The sequence below is a fragment of the Amycolatopsis sp. NPDC051716 genome (assembly GCF_040681595.1).
GTDB lineage: Bacteria > Actinomycetota > Actinomycetes > Mycobacteriales > Pseudonocardiaceae > Amycolatopsis.
The window spans coordinates 300,215-320,775 of the sequence record NZ_JBFAZA010000008.1 but is presented as its reverse complement, the minus strand read 5'-3'; the positions used below and the strand labels follow the sequence as shown (position 1 = coordinate 320,775).

At 70.2% G+C, this 20,561-nt stretch carries 20 protein-coding genes; 3 read left to right on the top strand and 17 right to left on the bottom strand.

Annotation, left to right across the window (positions count from 1 at the left end):
• Positions 1-388 (bottom strand): helix-turn-helix domain-containing protein (locus AB0M30_RS14055; protein WP_364583974.1); only part of this gene is annotated, 388 nt, incomplete at its 3' end.
• Between the two features lie 215 nt (positions 389-603).
• A complete protein-coding gene (locus AB0M30_RS14050) occupies positions 604-1,059 on the bottom strand; it encodes a VOC family protein (RefSeq protein WP_364583971.1) in 456 nt (151 codons plus the stop codon).
• 62 nt (positions 1,060-1,121) lie between these two features.
• On the opposite strand from AB0M30_RS14050, the gene AB0M30_RS14045 reads away from it, so the two are divergent.
• A complete protein-coding gene (locus tag AB0M30_RS14045; protein ID WP_364583968.1) occupies positions 1,122-2,165 on the top strand; it encodes a YafY family protein in 1,044 nt (347 codons plus the stop codon).
• Positions 2,166-2,267: 102 nt separating this feature from the next.
• Here AB0M30_RS14045 and AB0M30_RS14040 read toward each other — a convergent pair whose 3' ends face one another.
• Both AB0M30_RS14040 and AB0M30_RS14035 read right to left on the bottom strand, forming a co-directional pair.
• The gene (locus tag AB0M30_RS14040; RefSeq protein ID WP_364583966.1) at positions 2,268-2,942 is read right to left on the bottom strand and encodes a response regulator transcription factor; all 675 of its coding nucleotides are present in this window, start codon (positions 2,940-2,942) and stop codon (positions 2,268-2,270) included.
• Entirely contained in the window at positions 2,927-4,243 is a 1,317-nt protein-coding gene (locus AB0M30_RS14035; protein WP_364583963.1) for a sensor histidine kinase, read from the bottom strand. Before AB0M30_RS14035 ends, AB0M30_RS14040 begins: the two co-directional genes overlap by 16 nt.
• Before the next feature lie 227 nt (positions 4,244-4,470).
• On the opposite strand from AB0M30_RS14035, the gene AB0M30_RS14030 reads away from it, so the two are divergent.
• Positions 4,471-5,781, top strand: a complete 1,311-nt coding sequence (locus AB0M30_RS14030; RefSeq protein WP_364583961.1) for a serine hydrolase domain-containing protein — start codon at positions 4,471-4,473, stop codon at positions 5,779-5,781.
• Between the two features lie 105 nt (positions 5,782-5,886).
• Here AB0M30_RS14030 and AB0M30_RS14025 read toward each other — a convergent pair whose 3' ends face one another.
• From AB0M30_RS14025 to AB0M30_RS13975, 11 genes are all read right to left on the bottom strand, one after another.
• Positions 5,887-6,258, bottom strand: a complete 372-nt coding sequence (locus tag AB0M30_RS14025; protein WP_364583958.1) for a hypothetical protein — start codon at positions 6,256-6,258, stop codon at positions 5,887-5,889.
• The gene (locus tag AB0M30_RS14020) at positions 6,185-6,484 is read right to left on the bottom strand and encodes a NucA/NucB deoxyribonuclease domain-containing protein (RefSeq protein ID WP_364583985.1); all 300 of its coding nucleotides are present in this window, start codon (positions 6,482-6,484) and stop codon (positions 6,185-6,187) included. The genes AB0M30_RS14025 and AB0M30_RS14020 overlap by 74 nt, the downstream gene beginning before the upstream one ends.
• Positions 6,485-7,159: 675 nt before the next feature.
• Positions 7,160-7,660, bottom strand: a complete 501-nt coding sequence (locus AB0M30_RS14015) for a TFIIB-type zinc ribbon-containing protein (protein ID WP_364583955.1) — start codon at positions 7,658-7,660, stop codon at positions 7,160-7,162.
• 224 nt (positions 7,661-7,884) lie between these two features.
• A complete protein-coding gene (locus AB0M30_RS14010; protein ID WP_364583953.1) occupies positions 7,885-8,655 on the bottom strand; it encodes an ABC transporter permease in 771 nt (256 codons plus the stop codon).
• Between the two features lie 9 nt (positions 8,656-8,664).
• Complete coding sequence (locus tag AB0M30_RS14005; RefSeq protein ID WP_364583951.1) at positions 8,665-9,624, bottom strand: serine hydrolase domain-containing protein; 960 nt, start codon at positions 9,622-9,624, stop codon at positions 8,665-8,667.
• Between the two features lie 378 nt (positions 9,625-10,002).
• Positions 10,003-11,043: a 3,4-dihydroxyphenylacetate 2,3-dioxygenase gene (gene hpaD, locus AB0M30_RS14000; protein ID WP_364583948.1), complete on the bottom strand. Its 1,041-nt coding sequence runs from the start codon at positions 11,041-11,043 to the stop codon at positions 10,003-10,005.
• On the bottom strand, positions 11,040-12,545 hold the full coding sequence (gene hpaE / locus AB0M30_RS13995) for a 5-carboxymethyl-2-hydroxymuconate semialdehyde dehydrogenase (RefSeq protein ID WP_364583946.1): 1,506 nt from the start codon (positions 12,543-12,545) through the stop codon (positions 11,040-11,042). Before hpaE ends, hpaD begins: the two co-directional genes overlap by 4 nt.
• The gene (gene dapA, locus AB0M30_RS13990) at positions 12,542-13,489 is read right to left on the bottom strand and encodes a 4-hydroxy-tetrahydrodipicolinate synthase (protein ID WP_364583943.1); all 948 of its coding nucleotides are present in this window, start codon (positions 13,487-13,489) and stop codon (positions 12,542-12,544) included. The genes hpaE and dapA overlap by 4 nt, the downstream gene beginning before the upstream one ends.
• 17 nt (positions 13,490-13,506) lie before the next feature.
• Positions 13,507-14,175, bottom strand: a complete 669-nt coding sequence (locus tag AB0M30_RS13985) for a GntR family transcriptional regulator (protein WP_364583941.1) — start codon at positions 14,173-14,175, stop codon at positions 13,507-13,509.
• A complete protein-coding gene (locus tag AB0M30_RS13980; RefSeq protein ID WP_364583938.1) occupies positions 14,157-15,578 on the bottom strand; it encodes a fumarylacetoacetate hydrolase family protein in 1,422 nt (473 codons plus the stop codon). The genes AB0M30_RS13985 and AB0M30_RS13980 overlap by 19 nt, the downstream gene beginning before the upstream one ends.
• Before the next feature lie 69 nt (positions 15,579-15,647).
• On the bottom strand, positions 15,648-17,078 hold the full coding sequence (locus tag AB0M30_RS13975; RefSeq protein WP_364583935.1) for an aldehyde dehydrogenase family protein: 1,431 nt from the start codon (positions 17,076-17,078) through the stop codon (positions 15,648-15,650).
• Positions 17,079-17,215: 137 nt separating this feature from the next.
• Here AB0M30_RS13975 and AB0M30_RS13970 point away from each other — a divergent pair, with 137 nt between their 5' ends.
• A complete protein-coding gene (locus AB0M30_RS13970; RefSeq protein ID WP_364583932.1) occupies positions 17,216-18,664 on the top strand; it encodes a GMC family oxidoreductase in 1,449 nt (482 codons plus the stop codon).
• On the opposite strand, the gene AB0M30_RS13965 is transcribed toward AB0M30_RS13970, so the two are convergent.
• The gene (locus AB0M30_RS13965; protein ID WP_364583930.1) at positions 18,642-19,607 is read right to left on the bottom strand and encodes an alpha/beta hydrolase fold domain-containing protein; all 966 of its coding nucleotides are present in this window, start codon (positions 19,605-19,607) and stop codon (positions 18,642-18,644) included. The two genes, AB0M30_RS13970 and AB0M30_RS13965, sit on opposite strands and share 23 nt — an antisense overlap.
• A complete protein-coding gene (locus AB0M30_RS13960; protein WP_364583927.1) occupies positions 19,604-20,551 on the bottom strand; it encodes an aldo/keto reductase in 948 nt (315 codons plus the stop codon). The genes AB0M30_RS13965 and AB0M30_RS13960 overlap by 4 nt, the downstream gene beginning before the upstream one ends.
• Between the last annotated feature and the right edge of the window lie 10 nt (positions 20,552-20,561).

Genomic DNA, 20,561 nt, shown 5'->3' with positions numbered 1-20,561 from the left:
CGTGTTTTTCCAGCAGCCGCAACGACCATCGCGCATGCCCCGCCGGCGGCGCCGAGCATGCCAGGGCGATCAGCCGGGCCTCCACCTCCCCTGTCACCGGGGACGGCACCGGCGGACGGTCGCGCTTCTTGCGCGACACCGTGGCCAGCACATCGCCACCGGCCTCGGCGAACCGCTTGGCGACCAGCCGCAGCATCTCGCCCGAGACCCCGAGCCGGGCCGCGATCACCTCCTTCGGATCGGGCTCGCCCACCGAAGTGTCCAGCGCGAGCAGCACCCGTGCCCGCCTGATCGCCGATGCCGGATGCACACCCGTGGTGGTCAACCGGATCAGCTCTTCACGATCCCGCGCCGACAACCTGACCGGCCGCTTCATCAGTGACGACATGACAAAAATCCTCGTCCGGCAGGGAAAGGGACCTGACGGACAACAGCCTCTCAGCCACACACACCACAACTAAGCAGCGACACGCTACTAGCAAGCCGGGCTGCGCCGCCGTGGCGGACGCAGCCCGGGCAAATTCGCTTCCGCGTGATCGCCTCGACGAGTTGGTGACGACGGTCGTTGCGTGTCGCCCCGCAAGACCGCGCAATGCTTGGTTGTCAGCTGGGTTGCGGCAACATCTGCGGCTGGCGGTCACCTTGCAGTCGCCGCGCCTGCGGCGTTATCGGCGTGTAGAGATTGATCAGGGCTCCGTCCGGGTCGCGAATCAGGGCCGACAAGTTGCCCCAGGGCATCATGGCCGGGGCTTGGACGACCTCCAGGTCGTCGCCGTACTCGGCTTGGAGCCGGGCGAAAAGGGCTTCGACGTCGCCGACCAGGAACTCGATGATGGCGCTGGCATTGGCCGCCGCCCGGGGGGTGTTCTCGGTGATGAACGCGACCCGGCCTGGAGCGCTGAGGGCGAAGGTGGCGGACGGCGTCACCAGCTCGACAAAGTCGTCGGTCAGGTACTGGGCGGTAACCCCGGTCACCACCTCGTAGAACCTGAGGAGGCGTGGTAGATCCTCGGTGATGACACGAACCGAAGCCAGCTGAACAGTGTTGCTGATGGTCATGGCGCTAAGCTAGAACCCATTCCGGGCAATATCCGCCCGGAATGTAAGGTAAGTTTGACGATGTGGCCCGACCGACCGCCCGGGTGCTGGCCGTGCTGGAGCTGCTGCAAGCCGGCGGCACGCACAGCGTCGCCGAGCTGGCCGAGCAGCTCGCTGTCGACGAGCGCACCGTCCGCCGCTACATCGAGCATCTACGCGATCTGGACATCCCAGTCGAGGGGACGCGCGGCCGGTACGGCGGTTACCGACTGGCTCGTCACTACCGCATGCCGCCGCTCATGCTGACCGATGAGGAAGCACTGGCCGTGGTGTGGGCGCTACTGCTCACCGAACGTGGGCAGTCGGGGCCGGGGCCGGCGTCTGCGCTGGCGGTCGACAGCGCGGCCGCCAAGGTGCGCCGAGTACTGCCCGCACCGCTTGGACATCGCATTGGCGCCGTCGTCGAAACCGTGGACTTCACCACCTCCGGGAAAGGTGACCACGATGAGGAAACTGCCAGTGACAGCGTGGCCGCCGTGCTGCTGCCGCTTGCGGAGGCGGCACGGGAGCGGCGACCGGTGACCTTCGGGTACACGGCCCGGCACGGCCAGGCGGCACAGCGATTCGTGCAGCCCCATGGCGTCGTCGCCCACAACGGACGGCTCTACCTGACCGGATTCGACGTGACGCGGCAGGCGATGCGGACGTTTCGTCTTGACCGGATTGCCGGCGTCCGTCTGCTCGAGGGCACGTTCACCGTGCCGGCCGACGCCGACCCGGTGCAGCAGGTCATCGGCCCGCTGGCACCGTCTCCGCAACTACACGACGTGTCCTTCCGCATCCGCGCGAACATCGCGCATGTGCGTTCTCTGATACCGGAAACGCTGGCGTCGGTGACTCCGTCAGATCCCAGTACTGACGAGTCCGCTGGCTGGGTCCGGGTATTCCTGCGGGCCGAACGTCTCGAATGGGTCGCCGGCACCCTGGCGATGCTCGACAGCCCCTTTGTCATCGAGTACCCGCAGGAGCTGCGTGAGGTGGTGTCCACCTTGGGGCAGCGGCTGATCACCGCGGCCGGCGCGGCCAACGACGACCGGACTGCGCCGGTCGATCCCATCACCTCGTGATGGCGCTTGACGCCTGGCTGCCGGGGACAGCAATGCCGAAATAGCCGGGAAGTTGTTCGTCGGCAAGGAACCGGTCCTGACTGGCTGATCGCGGCCCGACGGCTATCCCGAGGCGGTCTTGTCGGTCTCAGTAGGCTTCTCCAGATAGGCGAGGACGGCGAGGACGCGGCGGTGGTGGCTCTGCGAGAGCCCGAGGTCGAGCTTGGTGAAGATCGTGCTGATGTGTTTGCTGACGGTCTTCTCGGTGACGAACATTCGGGCGGCGATCGCCGCGTTGGAGCGGCCCTCGGCCATCAAGATCAGCACCTCGTGCTCACGCGGGCTCAGCGTCCGGAGTGTCGGATCGGTGGCGCGGTGGGTGAGCAGGGCGCTGACGACCTCGGGATCCATGACCGCGCTGCCCGAGGCGACCTGGCGGACGGCGGCGACGAACTGGCCGACGTCCATCACCCGGTCCTTGAGCAGGTAGCCCACCGCACCCGCGCGGTCCGACATCAGCTCCCGGGCGTAGAGCTGCTCGACGTACTGCGAGAGCACCACGATGGGCAGGCCGGGGATCCGCTTGCGGACGGCGATCGCGGCGCGCAGGCCCTCGTCGGTAAAGGTCGGAGGCAGCCGCACGTCGACGATGGCGACGTCGGGCCGGTGCGTCATCAATGCCTGGGTGAGCGCTGGTCCATTGTCGACGGATGCGATGACCTCGAAGCCGGTGGTCTGGAGAATCCTGATCAGGCCTTCGCGCAGCAAGGCAAGATCTTCGGCTATGACGACGCGCACGGCAGGGACATCCTGATCTCGGTCGGGCCGCCCGGCGGGCTGTCGACGGCCAGTGTGCCGTCGAAGGCCGCCAGGCGGCGGGCGATGCCCCGCAGGCCGGTGCCGTGGTGGGGCGAGGCGCCGCCGCGGCCGTCATCGGCCACCCGCATCGTCAGCTCCCCGGCAGGGCCGAGTTCGACGGTGATCCGGATGTGCCGGACGCCGGCGTGCTTGATGGCGTTCGATAAGGCTTCGGTGACGGCGAAGTAGGCCGCGGACTCGACCGGCGCCGGCAGCCGGCCCGGCAGCCGGGTCACGACTGTGGTCGGGATCGGGTTGGCCAGGGCCAAGGCCTGCAGGGCGCCGTCCAGGCCGCGGTCCGCCAGTACCGGCGGGTGGATGCCGCGGACCAGGTCGCGCAGCTCGCCCAGCGCGCCCGAGGCTGAGTCGCGGGCCTCGGCCAGCAGCTGCCGGACGGCTTCCTGGTCCTCGGGCAGCAGCTGTTCGGCCAGGCCCAGGCTCATGCCCAGCGACACCAGCCTGGCCTGGGCGCCGTCGTGCAGGTCGCGTTCGATCCGGCGCAGTTCCCCGGCCTGGGTGTCGACGGTCTCGGCGCGCGAGGTCGCCAGCTGCCGGACCCGGGCCCGCAGCCGGGCCTGCTCGGTCGGGCCGAGCAGCAGGCGGATCACGCGGGCGTTGAGGTTCGCCAGCCGCGTGACGGTGGCGTACCAGAGCAGGAAGCACACCGGGCCGAGCGGCACCAAGGCGAACGACTGGCCCGCACTGTGCAGTCGGAAGGCCTCGCCCAGCGGAGTGCGGAACACCTGGGGCGGGGTCAGCAGGTAGATCAGCGGGTAGAGCAGGTAGACGAACCCGCCGATGACCAGCAGAACGGACAGCCCGGACGTGAGCCACCCGGTGAGCGAGTTGATCACCAGCCAGGTCCAGTCGCGCCAGGTTGCCGGATCACGCAGGATCGTCCACAGCCGCACCGGCCAGCCGGCGTCCGGGGTCGGCAGGTAGGGCCGGGCCACCGATTCGCCGAACCGCCGCGCGGCCCACTGCCGGTGCAGGTCGGCGAGCCACCGGATCAGTGCGGTCGCGAGCAAGGTGAGCGGGATCCCTGCGCCGAGGGCGATGAGCGGCACCGAGGTGATCCAGAGCGTGGCCAGCGCGGCGCCTGCGATCGAGCCCGCCAGCAGGACCACGGACCACCCCGTCAGACTCACCCGCAGGGCCAGCAGTGAGCGCAGGGTGGGACGGGGGCGCTCCGGCGGGGGCGAGGCGTCACCCGGCGAGAAAGTCTCGCGGGAATCGTTCATCACACTCCACCATCCTGTGTCGGCGCATCGATCGGTCCGGTGTCCCGCCCCGGTCTGAGGCACGCGAGCACATCGGACTCCGATCATGACGGATCGACCGGTGCTCGCACAGTAGGGCTGACTCCACCGTCGGTGGGACTCGGCACCAGTGTCCTTCGCCCCGTATCTGACGAAGCTGAACATCGTCAGCCGGACGACCGGTAGCCCACGATCAGGAGGTCCCGCACATGACCACGAACTCCATTGTTACGCGCCCCCGCAAAGCAGGTGCCGCGCTTCTTGCCACCGTGGCCCTCAGCGGTGTACTCACCGCCTGCGACGAGGCCGACGGCCCCCAGCCGGCCACCTCATCGTCCGCCCCGACCAGGACGGCCGGTGCCGCGGGGAGCCAGCAGGGCGGACTTGCCGACCTCGCTCAGCGGGTCGTGGACGCCGGAGCCCCCGGAGTGATCATGCGGGCCGATAGCGGGAGCGGTCAAGTGACCGAGATCGCCAGGCAGGCACCGTGGTCGACAGGCGATCACACCTTGGCCGCGACCGATCAGTTCCGGATGGGCTCCAACACCAAGACGATGGTCGCGACCGTGCTCCTCCAGTTGATCGCCGAGCACCGTCTGGAGCTGACCGATCCGGTCTCGAAATGGCTGCCCGGCCTCGTCCCCAACGGGGGCGCGATCACCGTGCGGATGCTGCTCAACCACACCAGCGGCTTGTTCGACTACCGCGACGATCCCGCTGTGCTCAAGGCGTTCACCGGCCATGACATCCGAGCCTGGACGCCGGCGGAGCTGCTTGCTGCCGCCGTCCGCCACGACCCGCTGTTCGGGCCCGGCACCAGCTACACCTACAGCAACACCAACTACGTCGCCCTCGGCCTCATCGCCGAAAAGGTGACCGGACAGACCATGGCCGACCTGGTTCAGGAGCGGATCGCGAAGCCGCTGCACCTGCAGAACACCTACCTGGTCGAGGGAAACGGCAGCGGCACGGACAAAAGTCCGACACTGGCCCACGGCTACGAGCCCGACCCCACGCACATCGCCGCGCTGCTTCCCCCGTGGGTGCCCGCGGGGACCACTTTCGCCGGCCCCGCCCGGCCCGCGAACTACGTCGACACCACCGCCGGCAACGCCAGCACGGAGTGGGCCGCCGGCGCGATGGTCTCCACCGCGCAGGACTGGGCCACCTTCGACAGCGCGCTGCTGTCGGGCAAGCTCCTGCCGCCGGAGTTGCTCAAGGAAATGAAGACGACCGGCCCCGAAGAAGCAGAGGTCCCGAACCGCCGCTACGGTCTCGGCCTGGAACAGGTGACCACTCCGTGCGGCACCGTCTGGGGCCACAACGGTCAGGTTGCCGGCTACTCCAGTGAGGCCTACACCGACGACACCGGCACCCGCACCGCGTCGGTCCTCACCGCCACGATCTTTGGCCTGGCTTCGCCAAAGGCCGGCGGGGCCAACCAGGATCTGGTCAACGCCGCGGTGTGCACCATGCTCGGCAAGCCGACCCCCGCGTCGTCTCCGACTCCGGTCGGCTGACCCGGCCCGCTCGACCCTCGCGCATTTCACCCGCTCAAGACAAGAAGCTTCAAGCAACCCCAGTAACCCCATGCAAGATCGCGGCTAGCACACCAGCCGTCCGGGCTATCGTGAATCTGCAAATCTCCGCAGCTCGGCTCCATATCGATCCGTGGTCTTGTGTACGCGTTGGGCAGCTCCAGCTTGAAGCCAACTATGCACGAGCAGACGTTCAATCGGACCCGACGTTTCGTCGTTGACCGTCGGGTAGGCAGCTTTGTCTCTGCCGCGAGCATGTATCCGCAGCCGATATTCGCCCGGCCCATGATGGCTTACCACGGGTAAATCGTCGCTGACATCCGACATCAAGCCAACGACACGAACGTGCCCACGAGGTGCCGCGAGAGAGACTTCCACGATGACATCACGTTCTACGATCTGCAACTGGTGATAGCTGACGTGCACGTTCTCCTCGGCGACATGTGTCGGTGTGGTCATCGGAGCCATCCCTGCTCGTATGCTGGCCTACGGCGTAGAATATCACGGAGAAGTGGTTGTTGTTGAGCATGCGCTGCTGCAGATACATTGAGCCTAGCTGAATACCGCCGGTCTGATTTTGGTTGGCGTCAATCATCTTGATGTCGTAGGGACCGCCGCTGGCGGCGCCTTCTTTGGTGCTTGCGAAGGCATACTCATCACACTCTTCGCCTTCGAGCCTTGGCAGGCTCGCCGGGCAAGCTTTATTGCGGTTCCGGCTAATTATTTCATCTTCAGTCTCGCGATGTAGTGAGCCTACCTCTGGGCCGCCTGGGATACCGAGGCTCTATGCGTATTGGATGTGGTCTACAACTGCTGGCAGCGCGACTGGATCGGACGTTCTCGAAGGGTTCATCGCGGTGGGGGAGCCGCGGTGGGTCTGGCAGCGGCCGCGACGTTCCTGTGGCGAGCCGAAGTCGATCTTTCTGGCGTCGTTGTAAATGGCGATCTCGCCGTCGAGTACCGCGCCCCGGTCGGCGTAGGCCGGGCGAGGGTGCCGGCGAGGTCGGCGAACTCGTGGGTCAAGTTGATGCCGTTGTGGCTGGTGAGCATGGTGATCCGCCTGGGGCGACCTGCATGCAGGCCCGGTAGCCGTCGCTTGTACTCGTAAGCCCATCTCTGGTGTTGTGCGAACCGAGCACGCCGGGGCGGATCTGGCGCTCCACAGTGGACGGACTGCCGCGCGGCGGCGGCACCGCGAGTTCTCACGCGCTCGGCATTCCCGACGACTCCCGGATCGACTTCTGGATCATCACCGACGAGAATTTCTGGAAGGCGTTGACCTTCCGCTTAGACCACATGGGTAGGCAGCACAGCTGCGCGGCCGGGCAGCTGCAACGACCGCACCAGTGTACTGCGAGTGTCACCGTGAGAGGGACGCTCGCAGCCGGCCGATGACTTGCAGGATCTCGGTGCGGTGCTTGGCCGACTTCATCCATCCCGGAAGCCGGGCCAGCATGGTCATCCCGGGACGTTCGCCGCGTTCGCGGAGCCGGGCACCGACGTATCCCTCCAGGATGTCCAGGTGGCGTTCGTTGAACGCCCACAGAGTCTGGTTCCCGCAGCAATCCGCTCGCAGCCACAGCGGTTGACGGAAATACGGATCAACCGGACCGCCCCAGCACGAGGTCGCGTGCTTAGGCTCGCCGGGCCAGTTCCTGACGTGGCCACAAGCGTGGCACGCCAGCCGGCGAGGCCACCTGATCGAGTAGGGGCTACGCGGTTGCCCAACAAGCCACGCCACCACCTCAGCGCGGCCCTGGCATGCCGGACATACCACCTGGATCGCGTTCTCCGCCAATACGTACAGTGATACACCGGGATCGGCAAATCGCACGGGCGCCGTCGACGGGTTGGCGTTCATACCGCGATTGTGCCCACGAGATCCGTCTCCACGCACGCCGATTTCTGGTACGTGCCCACCAACACACACCACGGCGAGCCCAGCTGACCACGCCGCGTCAGCACGCACGGCACTGCGGACGCTGGACTGACCTGCCTGGATCTATTCAGGGGGCATCTGCGGGACGCAGACCGGCATACCCGCTCATCGGCAATAGCGGACGTTTGGCTGTGGTCGCCATGCCCTCAGGCGTCGCGGGTTTTCGCCACGGTGATCGCGATGGCAAGCAGGCTGAAAGCGATCGCGGCGAAGTAGGCCAGCGCCCACCCCTGGTCCAAGGGCGTGGTGGACAACGACACCGGTCCCGCCCCATGGGCGCGCGTGTTGGACGCCCCGGTACCGGTGAGGAACTTCGCGGCTACGTTGAACGGCATCCACTGGTAAATGCTGTTGCCCACGCCGGGGACGATCCGGACCAGCTTCTCGACGGCGAGTGCGTAGACCAGCAACAAGGCGATCGTGCCTGCGCTGTGCCGGAGCAGCACGCCCACTGCGACCGCGATGACGGCGGCCAGTGCGTAGAGCACGCCGACGCCGGTCACGTTGACCCAGTCCGCGGCGCTGTCCAGGGCGAGATCGGCGCGGGGTTGCAGCAATGTGGCCACGAACCACGAGCCGAACGCGCCGGCCTCACCGATGAACAGGGCGAGCAGGGCCACCACCGCGGTCTTGGCGAGCAGGGCCGGGCTGCGCCCCGGTACCGCCTGGAAGGTCGTGCGGATGGTGCCGAAGCGGTATTCGGTGGTCACCGACAACGCGGCCAGCACCATGATCACGGCCACGCCGAAGTCGTAGCCGTACTGGGTCGAGGCGACAGTGGCAGTGAATTCGGCGTCTTCCCGGGTGCCGGCGATGAGAGCCGCGAATCCGACACTCACGACCAATGCGGTCGCCGCGCACCACCAGGGCGAACGCGTGGAGAACAACTTGATGCGCTCTACGGCGAGCAGTGCCATGGGTTTTCCTTACCCGCAGAAGACTTCGTCGACGAGCTGGCGGTAGCCCTGCAGCGGCGTTTGCCGGGCGGCGGTGCTCAGGGACAGTTGGAGGCGGATGCGGCCGTCGCGGGTGGTGGCCAGGAGCGTGTCGTAGCCAGGGACGTCGCCGGTGTGACCCCACACCCGCACGCCGCAGGACAGCACGTTGGTGCTCAGGCCCAGACCGTAGGCGCCGCCGGCCGGGGACAACGTGGTCATGTTCGTGAGTTGGGCGGGGGTGAGCAGCCGTCCGCCGAACAGGGCTGCGGTGAAGGTGTCGAGGTCGGCGGTGGTGGAGATGATCTCGCCGGCGGCCCAGCCGACGGACGGGTTCATCGCGGTGACGTCGACGAGTGTGCCGTCGCGGGGCGTGTAGCCGTGGGCGTGCGGGCCGGGGATGGTGGTGCGGTCGCCGGGCAGGGAAGTGTCGTGGAGGCCGAGCGGGCGGATGATCCGGTTCCGGACGGCAGTGGCCCAGGATCGGCCGGTGAGGTGTTCGACGAGCAGCCCGGCGACGATGTAGTCGGTGTTGGAGTACTTCGACGCGGTGCCGGGCGGGAAGATCAGGGGGCGGGCGGTGGCCATGGCCACCAGGTCCTGGGGGTCCCAGTGCCGCTGGAGTTCGGCCGGGTCGGCGGTGAGGTCGTCGGAGTAGTTGTACAGGCCGCTGCTGTGCTGCAGCAGCATGCGGACGGTGATCCGGTCACCGTCGGGCAGCAGTCCGGGCAGGTACCGGGACACGGTGTCGTCGAGGGAGAGCCGCCCTTCGCCGGCGAGCTGGAGGAGGACGGTGGCGGTGAAGGTCTTGGTGACGCTGGCGATCCGGAACCGCCCGTTCACCGGCACGCCGTGGGGGGATCCCAGCCGGGCGACGCCGCTGCGGGCGGTGAACTCCTGGCCGCCGGCGGCGATTCGAACCTGCGCGCCGGCGGCTCCGGTCGTGGTCATCAGGTCCAGTGCCCGGATGATCGCTTGACGGTCGGGACCGCCGCTCGCGGCGGCAGTTCCAACCATGGCGAGCGACAGGCCTGCGATGCCGGCGACGGCCAGCGCGGTGAGCCTGATTCCTGGGTGTCTCAACGGATCGTCCTCCGGGTCGGTGAGGCAACCAGTGTTGCGGTGGAGCGCGGCCCGCAGCATCCGGGATGATCCCTACCGGACCTCCCGGAGCCGGCCACTGGTGCACTTGTCCCGGACGTGCTCGGCGGGGATCGCTTGCTGCTCGACGATGGGGCTACCTGGAGGCGATGCACCTGGACGCCTGCACCTGACCGCCCGGCCCGTGCCGGCAGAAACTCGCCCGGCACGGGCCGCCCGCCCCGGCTGTCACACCTGCTCGCCCAGCTTGTACTCCGACGCGCCGGTGCGGGAAAACCCGTCGGCGCCGATGGTGACGTCGGCTTCGCGGGGCTCGGCCCGGGCGACGACCGGCTGGATGCGACCGTCGAGGTCGAGCACGAGCGATGCGTCGGTGTACCAGCTCGGCACCACCGGGTTGCCCCACCAGTCGCGGCGCTGGTTGTCGTGGACGTCCCAGGTGATCACCGGGTTGTCCGGGTCGCCGGTGTAGTAGTCGTGGGTGTAGATCTCGACGCGGTGCCCGTCGGGGTCGCGGACGTAGAGGTAGAACGCGTTCGACACGCCGTGGCGGCCCGGCCCGCGCTCGATCATCCCGGACTTCCGCAGCGCGCCGAGGTGGTCGCAGATGTGCAGGATCTGGTGCCGTTCGTGCGAGGCGAACGCGATGTGGTGCAGCCGCGGGCCGTCGCCGCCGGTCAGGGCGACGTCGTGGACCGTCGGCTTGCGGAACATCCAGGCCGCGTACACCGTGCCCTCGGCGTCCTGGATGTCCTCCGAGACGCGGAAACCCAAGCCCTCGTAGTACTTCCGGGCCGCCAGGACGTCCGGGGTGTCCAGGTTGAAGTGGTCCAGCCGCGACAGTGCGCCCGCGCCGTGGACGTCGTAGCGCTGGGTGAACCGCTCGACGTGCTCGGCTTCGTGGAAGAACTCGACCGGGAACCCGAGCGGGTCGAGCACGCGCACCGCCTCGCCGATGCCGCGGGTGGCGCCGGCCTCCCGTCGGGAGACCGGGCAGCCGAGCTCGCGGTAGTACGCCTCGGCCAGCTCGAGGTCGGCCGGGGTGCGCACCCGGTAGGCCAGCACGCCCAGCGCGGGTTCCGGGCCCTTCCGCAGCACCAGCGAGTGGTGCAGGTACTCCTCGAACGCCCTCAGGTACAGCGCGGAGGAGTCTTCGTGGGTGACGACGAGCCCGAGCACGTCGACGTAGAACGCCCGCGACGCGGCCAGGTCCGTGACGACGAGTTCGGCGTACGCGCAGCGGAGGACGTCCGGCGGGGTGGCGGTCATGCGGTTTCCTTCCCGGCGCCGAACCGGGCCGTGTGCACCGGCCCGAGCGAGACGTGGATGGCCTGCTGGTGCGTGTAGAAATCGAGGGAGCGGTAGCCGCCTTCGTGGCCGAGGCCGGACGCCTTGACCCCGCCGAACGGCGTGCGCAGGTCGCGGACGTTGTGCGAGTTCAGCCAGACCATCCCGGCTTCGACCGACTGCGCGAAGGTGTGCGCCCGCGCCAGATCGGCCGTCCACAGGTACGCGGCCAGGCCGTACTTGACGTCGTTGGCGAGCGCGAGGGCTTCGGCCTCGGTGTCGAACGGCGTCAGGGCGACCACGGGGCCGAAGATCTCCTCCTGGAAGATCCGCGCGGTCGAGGGGACGTCGGCGAACACCGTCGGCGCCACGTAGTTCCCGGTGTCCAAACCGGACGGACGGCCGCCGCCGGCGAGCAGCCGGCCTTCGGTTTTGCCCAGCTCGACGTACCGCATGACCTTGTCGTAGTGCTCGGGGTGCACCAGCGCGCCGACCTCGGTGGCCGGGTCGTGCGGGTCGCCCACGACGATGTTCGCGGCCCGTTCCGCGTACCGCGTGCAGAACTCGGCGTAGATCGGCCGCTCGACCAGGATCCGGCTGCCCGCCGTGCAGCGTTCGCCGTTGAGGGAGAACACGCCGAACAGCGTCGAGTCCAGCGCCGCATCGAGGTCGGCGTCGGCGAAGACGATCGCCGGGGACTTGCCGCCCAGCTCCATCGACATGCCCTTGAGGTGCGCCGCGCAGTTGCGGTAGATCGTCTGCCCGGTGGTGGTCTCGCCGGTGAACGAGATCAGCGGCACGTCCGGGTGCTTGACCAGCGCGTCACCGGCTTCCTCGCCGTAGCCGTTGATGAGGTTGAACGCGCCGTCCGGCAGCCCCGCCTCGGCGAAGATCCCCGCCCACAGGCTCGCCGAGAGCGGGGTGAACTCGGCCGGCTTGAGCACCACCGTGCAGCCCGAGGCCAGCGCCGGCGCGAGCTTCCAGCTCTCGAGCATGAACGGCGTGTTCCAGGGCGTGATCAGTCCGGCGACGCCGACCGGTTTGCGGTGCACGTAGTTCACCTGCCGCCGGGGTACCTGGTAGGTGTCGTCGGCCTGGGCGACGACGAGGTCGGCGAAGAACCGGAAGTTCTCGGCCGCGCGCTGCGCCTGGCCGAGCGCCTGGGTGATCGGCAGGCCGGTGTCGAAGGTCTCCAGCTCGGCCAGCCGCCGGTCCTGGGCCTCGACGGCGTCGGCGATCTTGTTCAGCACGCGCGCGCGGGCGCGGGGCAGCATCCGTGGCCACGGACCCTCGGTGAACGCCTGCCGCGCCGCCGCGACCGCGCGGTCGACGTCCTCGGCCTGGCCCGCGGCGGCGGTCACGTAGGGCGTGTTCGACACCGGGTCGAGGACGTCGAACGTCTTGCCGGAGACACTGTCGACCAGCTCACCGCCGATGTAGTGCTTGAGCTCGCCCGGCAGTCCGTCCGGGACGTGGTGGGTCATGCCTTTCCTTCCAGAGAGAAGCCTTCGACCGGGCTGAGGTACTGCGCGCCTTCGGCCATGAGGTCCTTGATCCGGGCGACACCGGCGTCGGTCGGCGGGATCAGCGGCGGCCGCACGTGCCCGGACGCGATCAGCCCCCGCTGCTCCAGAACCCACTTCCCGGGCGCCGGGTTGGTTTCGACGAACAGCAGGTCGACCAGCGGGTGCAGGCCGTAGTGGAGTTCCCGCGCCCGCTCGTGGTCGCCGGCCTGCCAGGCCGTGTACATCTCGGCGCACGCGGCCGGGGCGATGTTGGCCGTCGCGCTGACGAACCCGGCGCCGCCGAGGGCCAGCAGCGGCAGGCAGAGCAGCTCGATCCCGGACCACACGACCAGGTCGCGGCCGCACAGGTGCAGCACGCGGGAGAAGTGTTCGAAGTCCTTCGTCGTCTCCTTGATCCCGGCGAAGTTGTCGCACGAGCGGTAGAGCCGCGCGACGGTCTCGGGTGCGAGGTCGACCGCGGTCCGGCTCGGCACGTTGTAGGCGATGATCGGCAGGTCCGGGAACTCGCGGCAGACGGTGCGGTACCAGACGAACAGGGCGTCCTGGGTCGGCCGGGCGTAGTACGGCGTGATGACGAGCGCGGCGTCGATCCCGGCGTCGCGCGCGGCCGCCGTCAGTTCGAGGGTCTCGTCGAGCTTCGCCGAGCCGGTTCCGGGGACGAACGGGACGCCGTCGCCGACCTCGGCGGCCACCGTCCGGATCGCCTCGGCGCGCTCGGCCACCGTCTGGGAGCCGGGCTCGCCGGTGGACCCGCCGATCGAGATGCCGTGCGTGCCCGAAGCCAGCTGCCAGCGCACGAGGTTCTTCAGGCCGTCGTGGTCGACGGCCCCCTCGGCGGTGAACGGCGTCATCAGGGGCGCGATCGACCCGCGGATGGCCCGGGGGTCGGAGCGGAATCGCATGGGTTTCCCTTCGTGCGTCAGTGGCGGCGGTAGGCGAGGTAGGCGTCCAGGGTGGCCAGCCGGTGGGCGCGGACGGCCTGTTCGATCTCCGGGCCGGGCGCGCCGCGTTCGAGCAGGCCGAGGATGGTTTCGTGCTCGGCGACCGACTCGCGGGCGCGGCCGGGCACGAAGCTGAACGTCGAGCTGCGCAGGCGGCTGAGCCGGTCCCAGCCGCGGCGGACGAGGTCGAGGACCTGCGGGTTGGGGCAGGCTTCGAACAGCACGGCGTGGAAGTCGCGGTTGAGGCCGGTGAACCTCGCGGGTTCGAAGTCGCCGAGGCAGCCGGCCAGCTCGGCGTTCAGCGCGCGGGCCTTCGCCAGCGTGCCGGGCGGGAGAACCGGCGCGGCGAGCGCGGCGGCGTAGCCTTCGACCAGGGCGAGGGTCTGCATCGTGTGCTGGTACTCGCTCTCGTCGACCATCGCGACCTGGGCGCCGACGTTGCGCTCGAAGGTCACCAGGCCCTCGGCCTCCAGCAGCCTGATCGCCTCGCGGACCGGCACCACGCTGACGCCGAGCTCCTGCGCGAGCTGGCCCAGGACCAGGCGGTAGCCGGGGGAGAAGGTGCCGTCGGCGATCCGGGCCTTGATCCACTCGTAGGCGATCCGCGACTTGCTCATCGTGGTGCCGTTCACCGGTTCGCGCGCCATGCGGCGTACCTCCCGCGCCAGTGCTCGTCCATCGGGTAGAGGCCTTCGACGCGCTCGCCGTCGGCGACCCGTTCGGCGATGAACGTCTCCTGCAGCTCCTGCTCGATCGCCGCGTCGACGACTTCTTCGACGAGGTCCGGCGGGATGACGAGGACGCCGTCACCGTCGCCGGCGATGACGTCGCCCGGGCGGACCGCGGCGCCGCCGCAGGCGATGGCGACGTCGGTGTCCCACGGCACGTGCCGCCGGCCGAGCACCGCCGGGTGCGGCCCGGCGTGGTAGGTGGGAATGTCCAAAGCGGACACGGCGGCCAGGTCGCGGACCCCGCCGTCGGTGACGATCCCGGCGGCGCCGCGCACCTGCGCCCGCAGCGCGAGGATGTCGCCGACCGTGCCGGTGCCGCGTTCGCCGCGGGCCTCCATGACGAGGACGTCACCCGGGCCGAGGCTGTCGATCGCCCGCTTCTGCGCGTTGTAGCCGCCGCCGCGGGCGTTGAACAGGTCTTCGCGATACGGCAGGTACCGCAGGGTCCGTGCGCGACCGGTCAGCCGGGCGCCGGGCCTGGTCGAGGTGAGCCCGTCGATCGACACGGCGTTGTACCCGCGCTTGCGCAGCTGGGCCGACAGCGTGGCGGTGCCGACGGATTCGATCCGCTCCTTCAAGGAGGCCGTCAGCTCGAACTGCGGCTCGGCGGTCCCGTACGCGTCCGCGCGCTGCTGCTCGTCGATGCGGGGGAGAGCACCGTACGGTCCGAAGGGGACAGTCCCCTCGGTGATCGGTGTGACGAGCCGGCCGGTGGTGTGGCCGCCGCCGTCGACTTCCACTTCGACGACGTCGCCGGGGACGGCGACCGACGCGCCCGCGGGCGTGCCGGTCAGGACGACGTCGCCGGGTTCGAGGGTGATCAGCTGCGAGAGGTCGGCGACCAGCCGTCCGAAGCCGAAAAGCAGGTCGGCGGTGGTGTCCTCCTGGACGAGTTCGCCGTTGAGCCAGGTCCGCAGCCGCAGGGCCGCCGGGTCGACGCCGGCCGCGGGCAGGACCGCCGGCCCGAGCGGGGTGAAGCCGTCGCCGCCCTTGGCGCGCAGGTTGCTGCCCTTGTCGGCGTACCGCAGGTCGTAGACGCCGAAGTCGTTGGCCGCGGTGACGCCGCCGACGTACGACCAGCCCTCTTCGGGGGCGACGCGGCGGGCCGTGCGGCCGATGACGAGCGCGATCTCGCCTTCGAAGCCCAGCAGTTCGGTGCCGGCCGGCCGTTCGAGGGCGGTGCCGCTCGCCGCGACCGACGTCGGCGGCTTGAGGAAGTACGACGGCTGCTCCGGTACCCGGCCGCGCTGGGCGGCGCGGGAGCGGTAGTTGAGGTGCAGCGCGATGATCTTGCCGGGCCGCTGCGGGAGAAGCGTCATCCGTGGTCCTGCCTGCCGATTCGGAAAGTATCTCAAATAATATACGATCTGCGGCGCGGGGGAACCCCGTCAGCTGCCGTAGTGGAGCCAGACGGACTTGGTTTCGGTGTACGCGTCGAGGGCCCACGGGCCCATCTCGCGGCCCCAGCCGGACGCCTTGTACCCGCCCCACGGCGCCGCCATGTCCGGGATCGGGGGCATGTTGACGAACACCGCGCCGGCCCGGAGGCCGTCCGCGTAGCGCTGCGCCGTGCGGATGTCGCGGGTCCACACCGTGGCGGCCAGGCCGTATTCGGTGTCGTTGGCGCGGGCCAGGGGCTCGTCGTCGTAGGCCGTCACGGCCAGCACCGGGCCGAAGATCTCCTCGCGCATGATCGCCATGTCGTCGTGGACGCCGGCGAACAGCGTCGGGGTGTAGAAGTAGCCGTGGCCGTCGACCGGGTTCCCGCCGGTCACCAGGTCGGCGCCCTGGTCGCGGCCGGTGCTGACCAGGAAGTCGACGTGTTCGCGGTGCTTCTCGGACACGAGCGGCCCGACCTGCGTGGTCTCCTCGGCGCCGGGCCCGAGCCGCAGACCTTCCAGGCCGCGGGCCAGCTTGTCGACGAACTCCTGCTCGCGCTTGCGGTCGACGTAGAAGCGCGTGTACGCGGCGCAGACCTGGCCGGTGTTGAGCGTCGCCCCGGCGAGGTTGCCCGCGACGGCGGCGTCGATGTCGGCGTCGGCCGCGATGATGCTCGGGGCCTTCCCGCCGAGTTCGAGGGTGAGCCGCTTGAGGTTGGACGCCGCGCTCGCCGCCGTGATCAGCTTCCCGACCGCCGTCGAACCCGTGTAGGAGACGTGGTCGACGTCCGGGTGCTCGGTCAGGAGAGCGCCGACGGCGCCGTCGCCGGTGACGAGGTTGACCACGCCCGCCGGGATCCCGGCCTCGTGCGCCAGCTCGACCAGGCGGATGCTCGTCAGCGGCGTGACCTCGCTGGGCTTGATCACCACGGTGTTGCCGGTGGCCAGCGCGGGGGCGAGCTTCCAGGCGAGGATCATCAGCGGGAAGTTCCACGGCGTGATCAGCGCGTTCACCCCGACCGGCTCACGGCGGGTGTAGTGCAGCGTGTCCGGGAAGGACACCGGATTCGTCGTGCCCTGCAGCTTGGTGACCCAGCCCGCGAAATAGCGGAAGTGCTCCGCCGCGCCGGTCACGCTCACCTGCCGGGACACCCCGATCGGCTGGCCCTGGTCCAGGGTCTCCAGCCGGGCCAGTTCTTCGTGGTGCTGCTCGACCAGATCGGCCAGCCGGAACAGCAGCGCGGCGCGCCGCACCGGCAGCAGCCCGGCCCACCCGGGCGCGGAAAGCGCTCGCCGCGCGGCCGCGACGGCGGCGTCGACGTCGGCCCGCGAAGCCGTGCCGACCTCTTCGATGATCCGGCCGGTGGCCGGGTCGCGGGTCGGGAGCGCGCCGCCGCCGGCTTCGGTCCACTGTCCGTCGATGCAGAGGCGTGTCGCCATTCCGGTGTCCTCCTCGCCTGGGGTGAGCCGAGTATCGGGCGGCGGGCCGCCGCGGGTCTTGTCCGCTCCCGCACGCTCGTTGACCGACCGCGAAGGGATCCCGCGCGGGTTCCGGGCCGCGCGCCACGCTGGGCCGCATGGACGTGATCGTGGTGGGCGCCGGCTCGGCCGGTTCGGTGGTGGCGCGGCGGCTGGTGGACGCGGGCGCGGCGGTGACGCTGCTGGAGGCCGGGGGCGAGGACGTCAACCCGGCCATCCACGACCCCGCGCGGGCCGGGGAGCTGTGGCATGGTCCCGAAGACTGGGACCTGTACACGGTTCCGCAGGAACACGCGGCCGGACGGCGGCTGCACCTGCCCCGCGGCCGCGTGCTCGGCGGCTCGCATGCCCTCAACGCGATGATCTGGGTCCGCGGAGCTCCGGCCGACTACGACGGCTGGGGCCTGCCCGGCTGGACCTGGGCCGACGTCGAGCCGGTGTTCGCGCGGATCGAGAAGGACCTCCTGGAGGTCGTCCCGAACGAGCCGCTGCACCCCCTTCAGGAGTCCATGGTGGACGCCTGTGTCTCGGTCGGGCTGCCGCTGAACCCGGACTGCAACAGCGGGAACCTGGACGGCGTTTCCGTCGAGCGGATCACCCTGCGCGGCGGGCGGCGGTTCACCACCTGGCACGCCTACGGTTCGCCGGTGGCCTCGCGGATGACCGTCCACACGGGAGCGCTGGTGCACCGGCTGCGGTTCTCCGGCTCGCGCGTGACCGGTGTCGTCGTGTCGCTCGGCGGTGTGCTGCAGGAGCTCTCCGCGGACCTGGTGGTCCTCGCCGCGGGGGCGCTGGCGTCGCCTGCGATCCTGCTCCGCAGCGGCGTCGGCCCGGCGGACGAGCTGCGCGCGCTCGGCCTCGACGTCGTCGCGGACCTGCCGGGCGTGGGGCGCAACCTGCACGATCACCTGCTCTCGCCGGTCATCTTCTCGACGTCCCGCGAGGTTGCGCCCGCACCGGGCCGGCCGGTGACGCAGGTGCACTGGTTCTGGCGCAGCCGGGACGGCCTCGCGGTGCCCGACACCCAGCCGATCTGTTTCAGCGTGCCGATGTACGAGCCGTGGATGTCCGGGCCGCCGAACGGGTTCTCGCTGATGGCCGGCATGGTCACGCCGGAAAGCCGGGGAAGCCTGAAGCTGTCCGGCCCTTCGCCCGACGACGAACTGCTGATCGACCTCGCGGCCCTGTCCGCGCCGGCGGACTTCGAGAGCCTGGTGGCGTCGGTGGAGCAGTGCCTCGAGGTCGGCCGCGCGCCGGCGCTGGCGGGGGAGTGGGGCGCCCGGCCGCGGTACCCGGCGCCGGGTACCGACGTCCGCGAGTACGTCCGCCGGACGGCGATCACCTACCACCACCAGGTCGGGACCTGCCGGATGGGGACCGGTCCCGACGCGGTCGTGGACCCCCGGTTGGCGGTGCACGGCCTGCACGGCCTGGTGGTCGCCGACGCGTCGGTGCTGCCCCGCGTGACGACGGGCAACACCAACGCCCCGGCGGTCCTGGTCGGCGAACAGGCTGCCCACTTCCTCATCGGCGCAAGCCGGTCGTGAGTGGTAAGGCGGGGTGTAAAACCCCCGAACACACAACACCCACACCCCCCGCCACCGCCCCCGGGGGTGGTGTGGGCACGGGCGGGCACACCCCCCCAAACCCCCCCACGACCCTCGCGCCGAGCAGCCGCCGCAGCCAGGAGGAGCGCGCGGCCAGGGCCGCGCGGGTCACTTCCGCCTCCGGGGCGAAGCGGTCGAAGCCGTGGTGGGCCTCCGCCCAGACGTGCAGCTCGGTGGGCACCCCCGCCCGGGCCAGCCGCTGGGCGTACGCCACGTCTTCGTCGCGGAACAGCTCCGCGCCGCCGACCTCGACGAACGCCGGTGGCAGGCCACTGAGGTCCGTCATCCGCGCCGGGGCCGCGTAGGGCGAAACCTGCCCGTTCAGCAGGCTGCGCCAGCCGAAGTCGTTGGCTTCCTTCGTCCACACGAGGTCCGGGAGGTCGGCCGTGGTCCGGTCGTCGAGCATCGGGCACAGCAGCAGTTGCCCGGCCAGCGCCGGCCCGCCGCGGTCGCGGGCCAGCAGCGCCACCCCGGCGCTGAGCCCGCCGCCCGCGCTGCCGCCCCCGACGACGAGCCGTTCGAAGCCGAACGCCGAGGCGAACCACACGAGCCCGGCGTAGCAGTCTTCGAGCGGCGCCGGGTGCGGGTGCTCGGGCGCGAGCCGGTACTCGACGGTCGCGCAGGCGAACCCGAACTCTCCGATCAACGGCACCAGGCGCGGCAGGTCGGCGAACCGGTCGTCCATCACCATCCCGCCGCCGTGGATGCTGTACAGGCCGGGGGCGTCCGGCCGCGGGTGCCGGGGCCGCAGCACCGTGACCACGACCCCGCCGTCCAGGGTGTGCTCCGACCAGGTGATGTCCCGGTCGCCGATGGCCTCCGGCGGCGTGGGGTTGCGGAAGGACGCGCGGATCGCGGGGAGCGTCTCGGCGGAAAGGTTCACGGCCCCTCCGGATCGACGGCGTCCCGGTCGGCCCAGAACGGTTCCACCAGCGCCCGCAGCTCCGCCGCGCCCACCCGCTCGACCAGCGCGACCGCCGCCAGGTTGTCCGCCAGCTGCCGCACGCTGGTCGCCCCGAACAACGTCGTCGTGTTCGCCGGGTGCGTGAGGGTGAACGCCAGGCACAGCTGAGCCGGGGTCGCCCCGACGCCGGCGGCCACCTTCGCGAGGTCCGCAGCCGAGTCCGCGATCCGCTGCCGGACGTCACCGGGGTCGCGGCCGACCTGACGGCCGCCCTTTCCCAGCAGCACCCCGCCCTCGAAGACGTCGGACGCCTGGAGCGAGACCCCGAGGTCGAAGACCGAAGCGAACGGCTCGCCGTCCGGAATGGACCGCCGCGCCACGCTGTACTTCAGCTGGGCGATCGCGGGGCCCGGGACACCGTCCGCGGCCGCGAAGCCGTGGACGGCCTTGATCGCCGACGCGGACCAGTTGTTGACGCCCCACTGCCCGATCAGCCCCGCGTCGTGCAACTCGGCGAGGTCGGTGACGAGGGCGTGCAGGTCGGTGCCGTCGCGCCGGAGGTCGCCGAGGATCACCAGGTCGGCGTGGGTGACACCGGCGCGGAAGAACGCGTTCTCCAGCTGGGCGCGCAGGCTGTGCTCCGGATAGCCCTCCAGCCACAGCTTCGCCGACAGCAGGTAGTCCTCGCGGCGCAGGCCGGCGGCCCGGACCATGGCCGAGAACAGCACGTCGGTGAACACCGGCGGGCTGCCGGGCAGCCCGTAGACGCCGACGTCGAAGAGGGTGATGCCGGCGTCGATGGCCGCTTGCAGCAGCGAGACGGCTTCGCGGAAGTCCATCCGGTCGTAGGTGTGCCACGAGCCGAGGGACAGCACGCCGGTGAGCGGGCCGTCGCGGCCGATGAGGCGTTGGGGAATGGGCACGGGCGAGCCC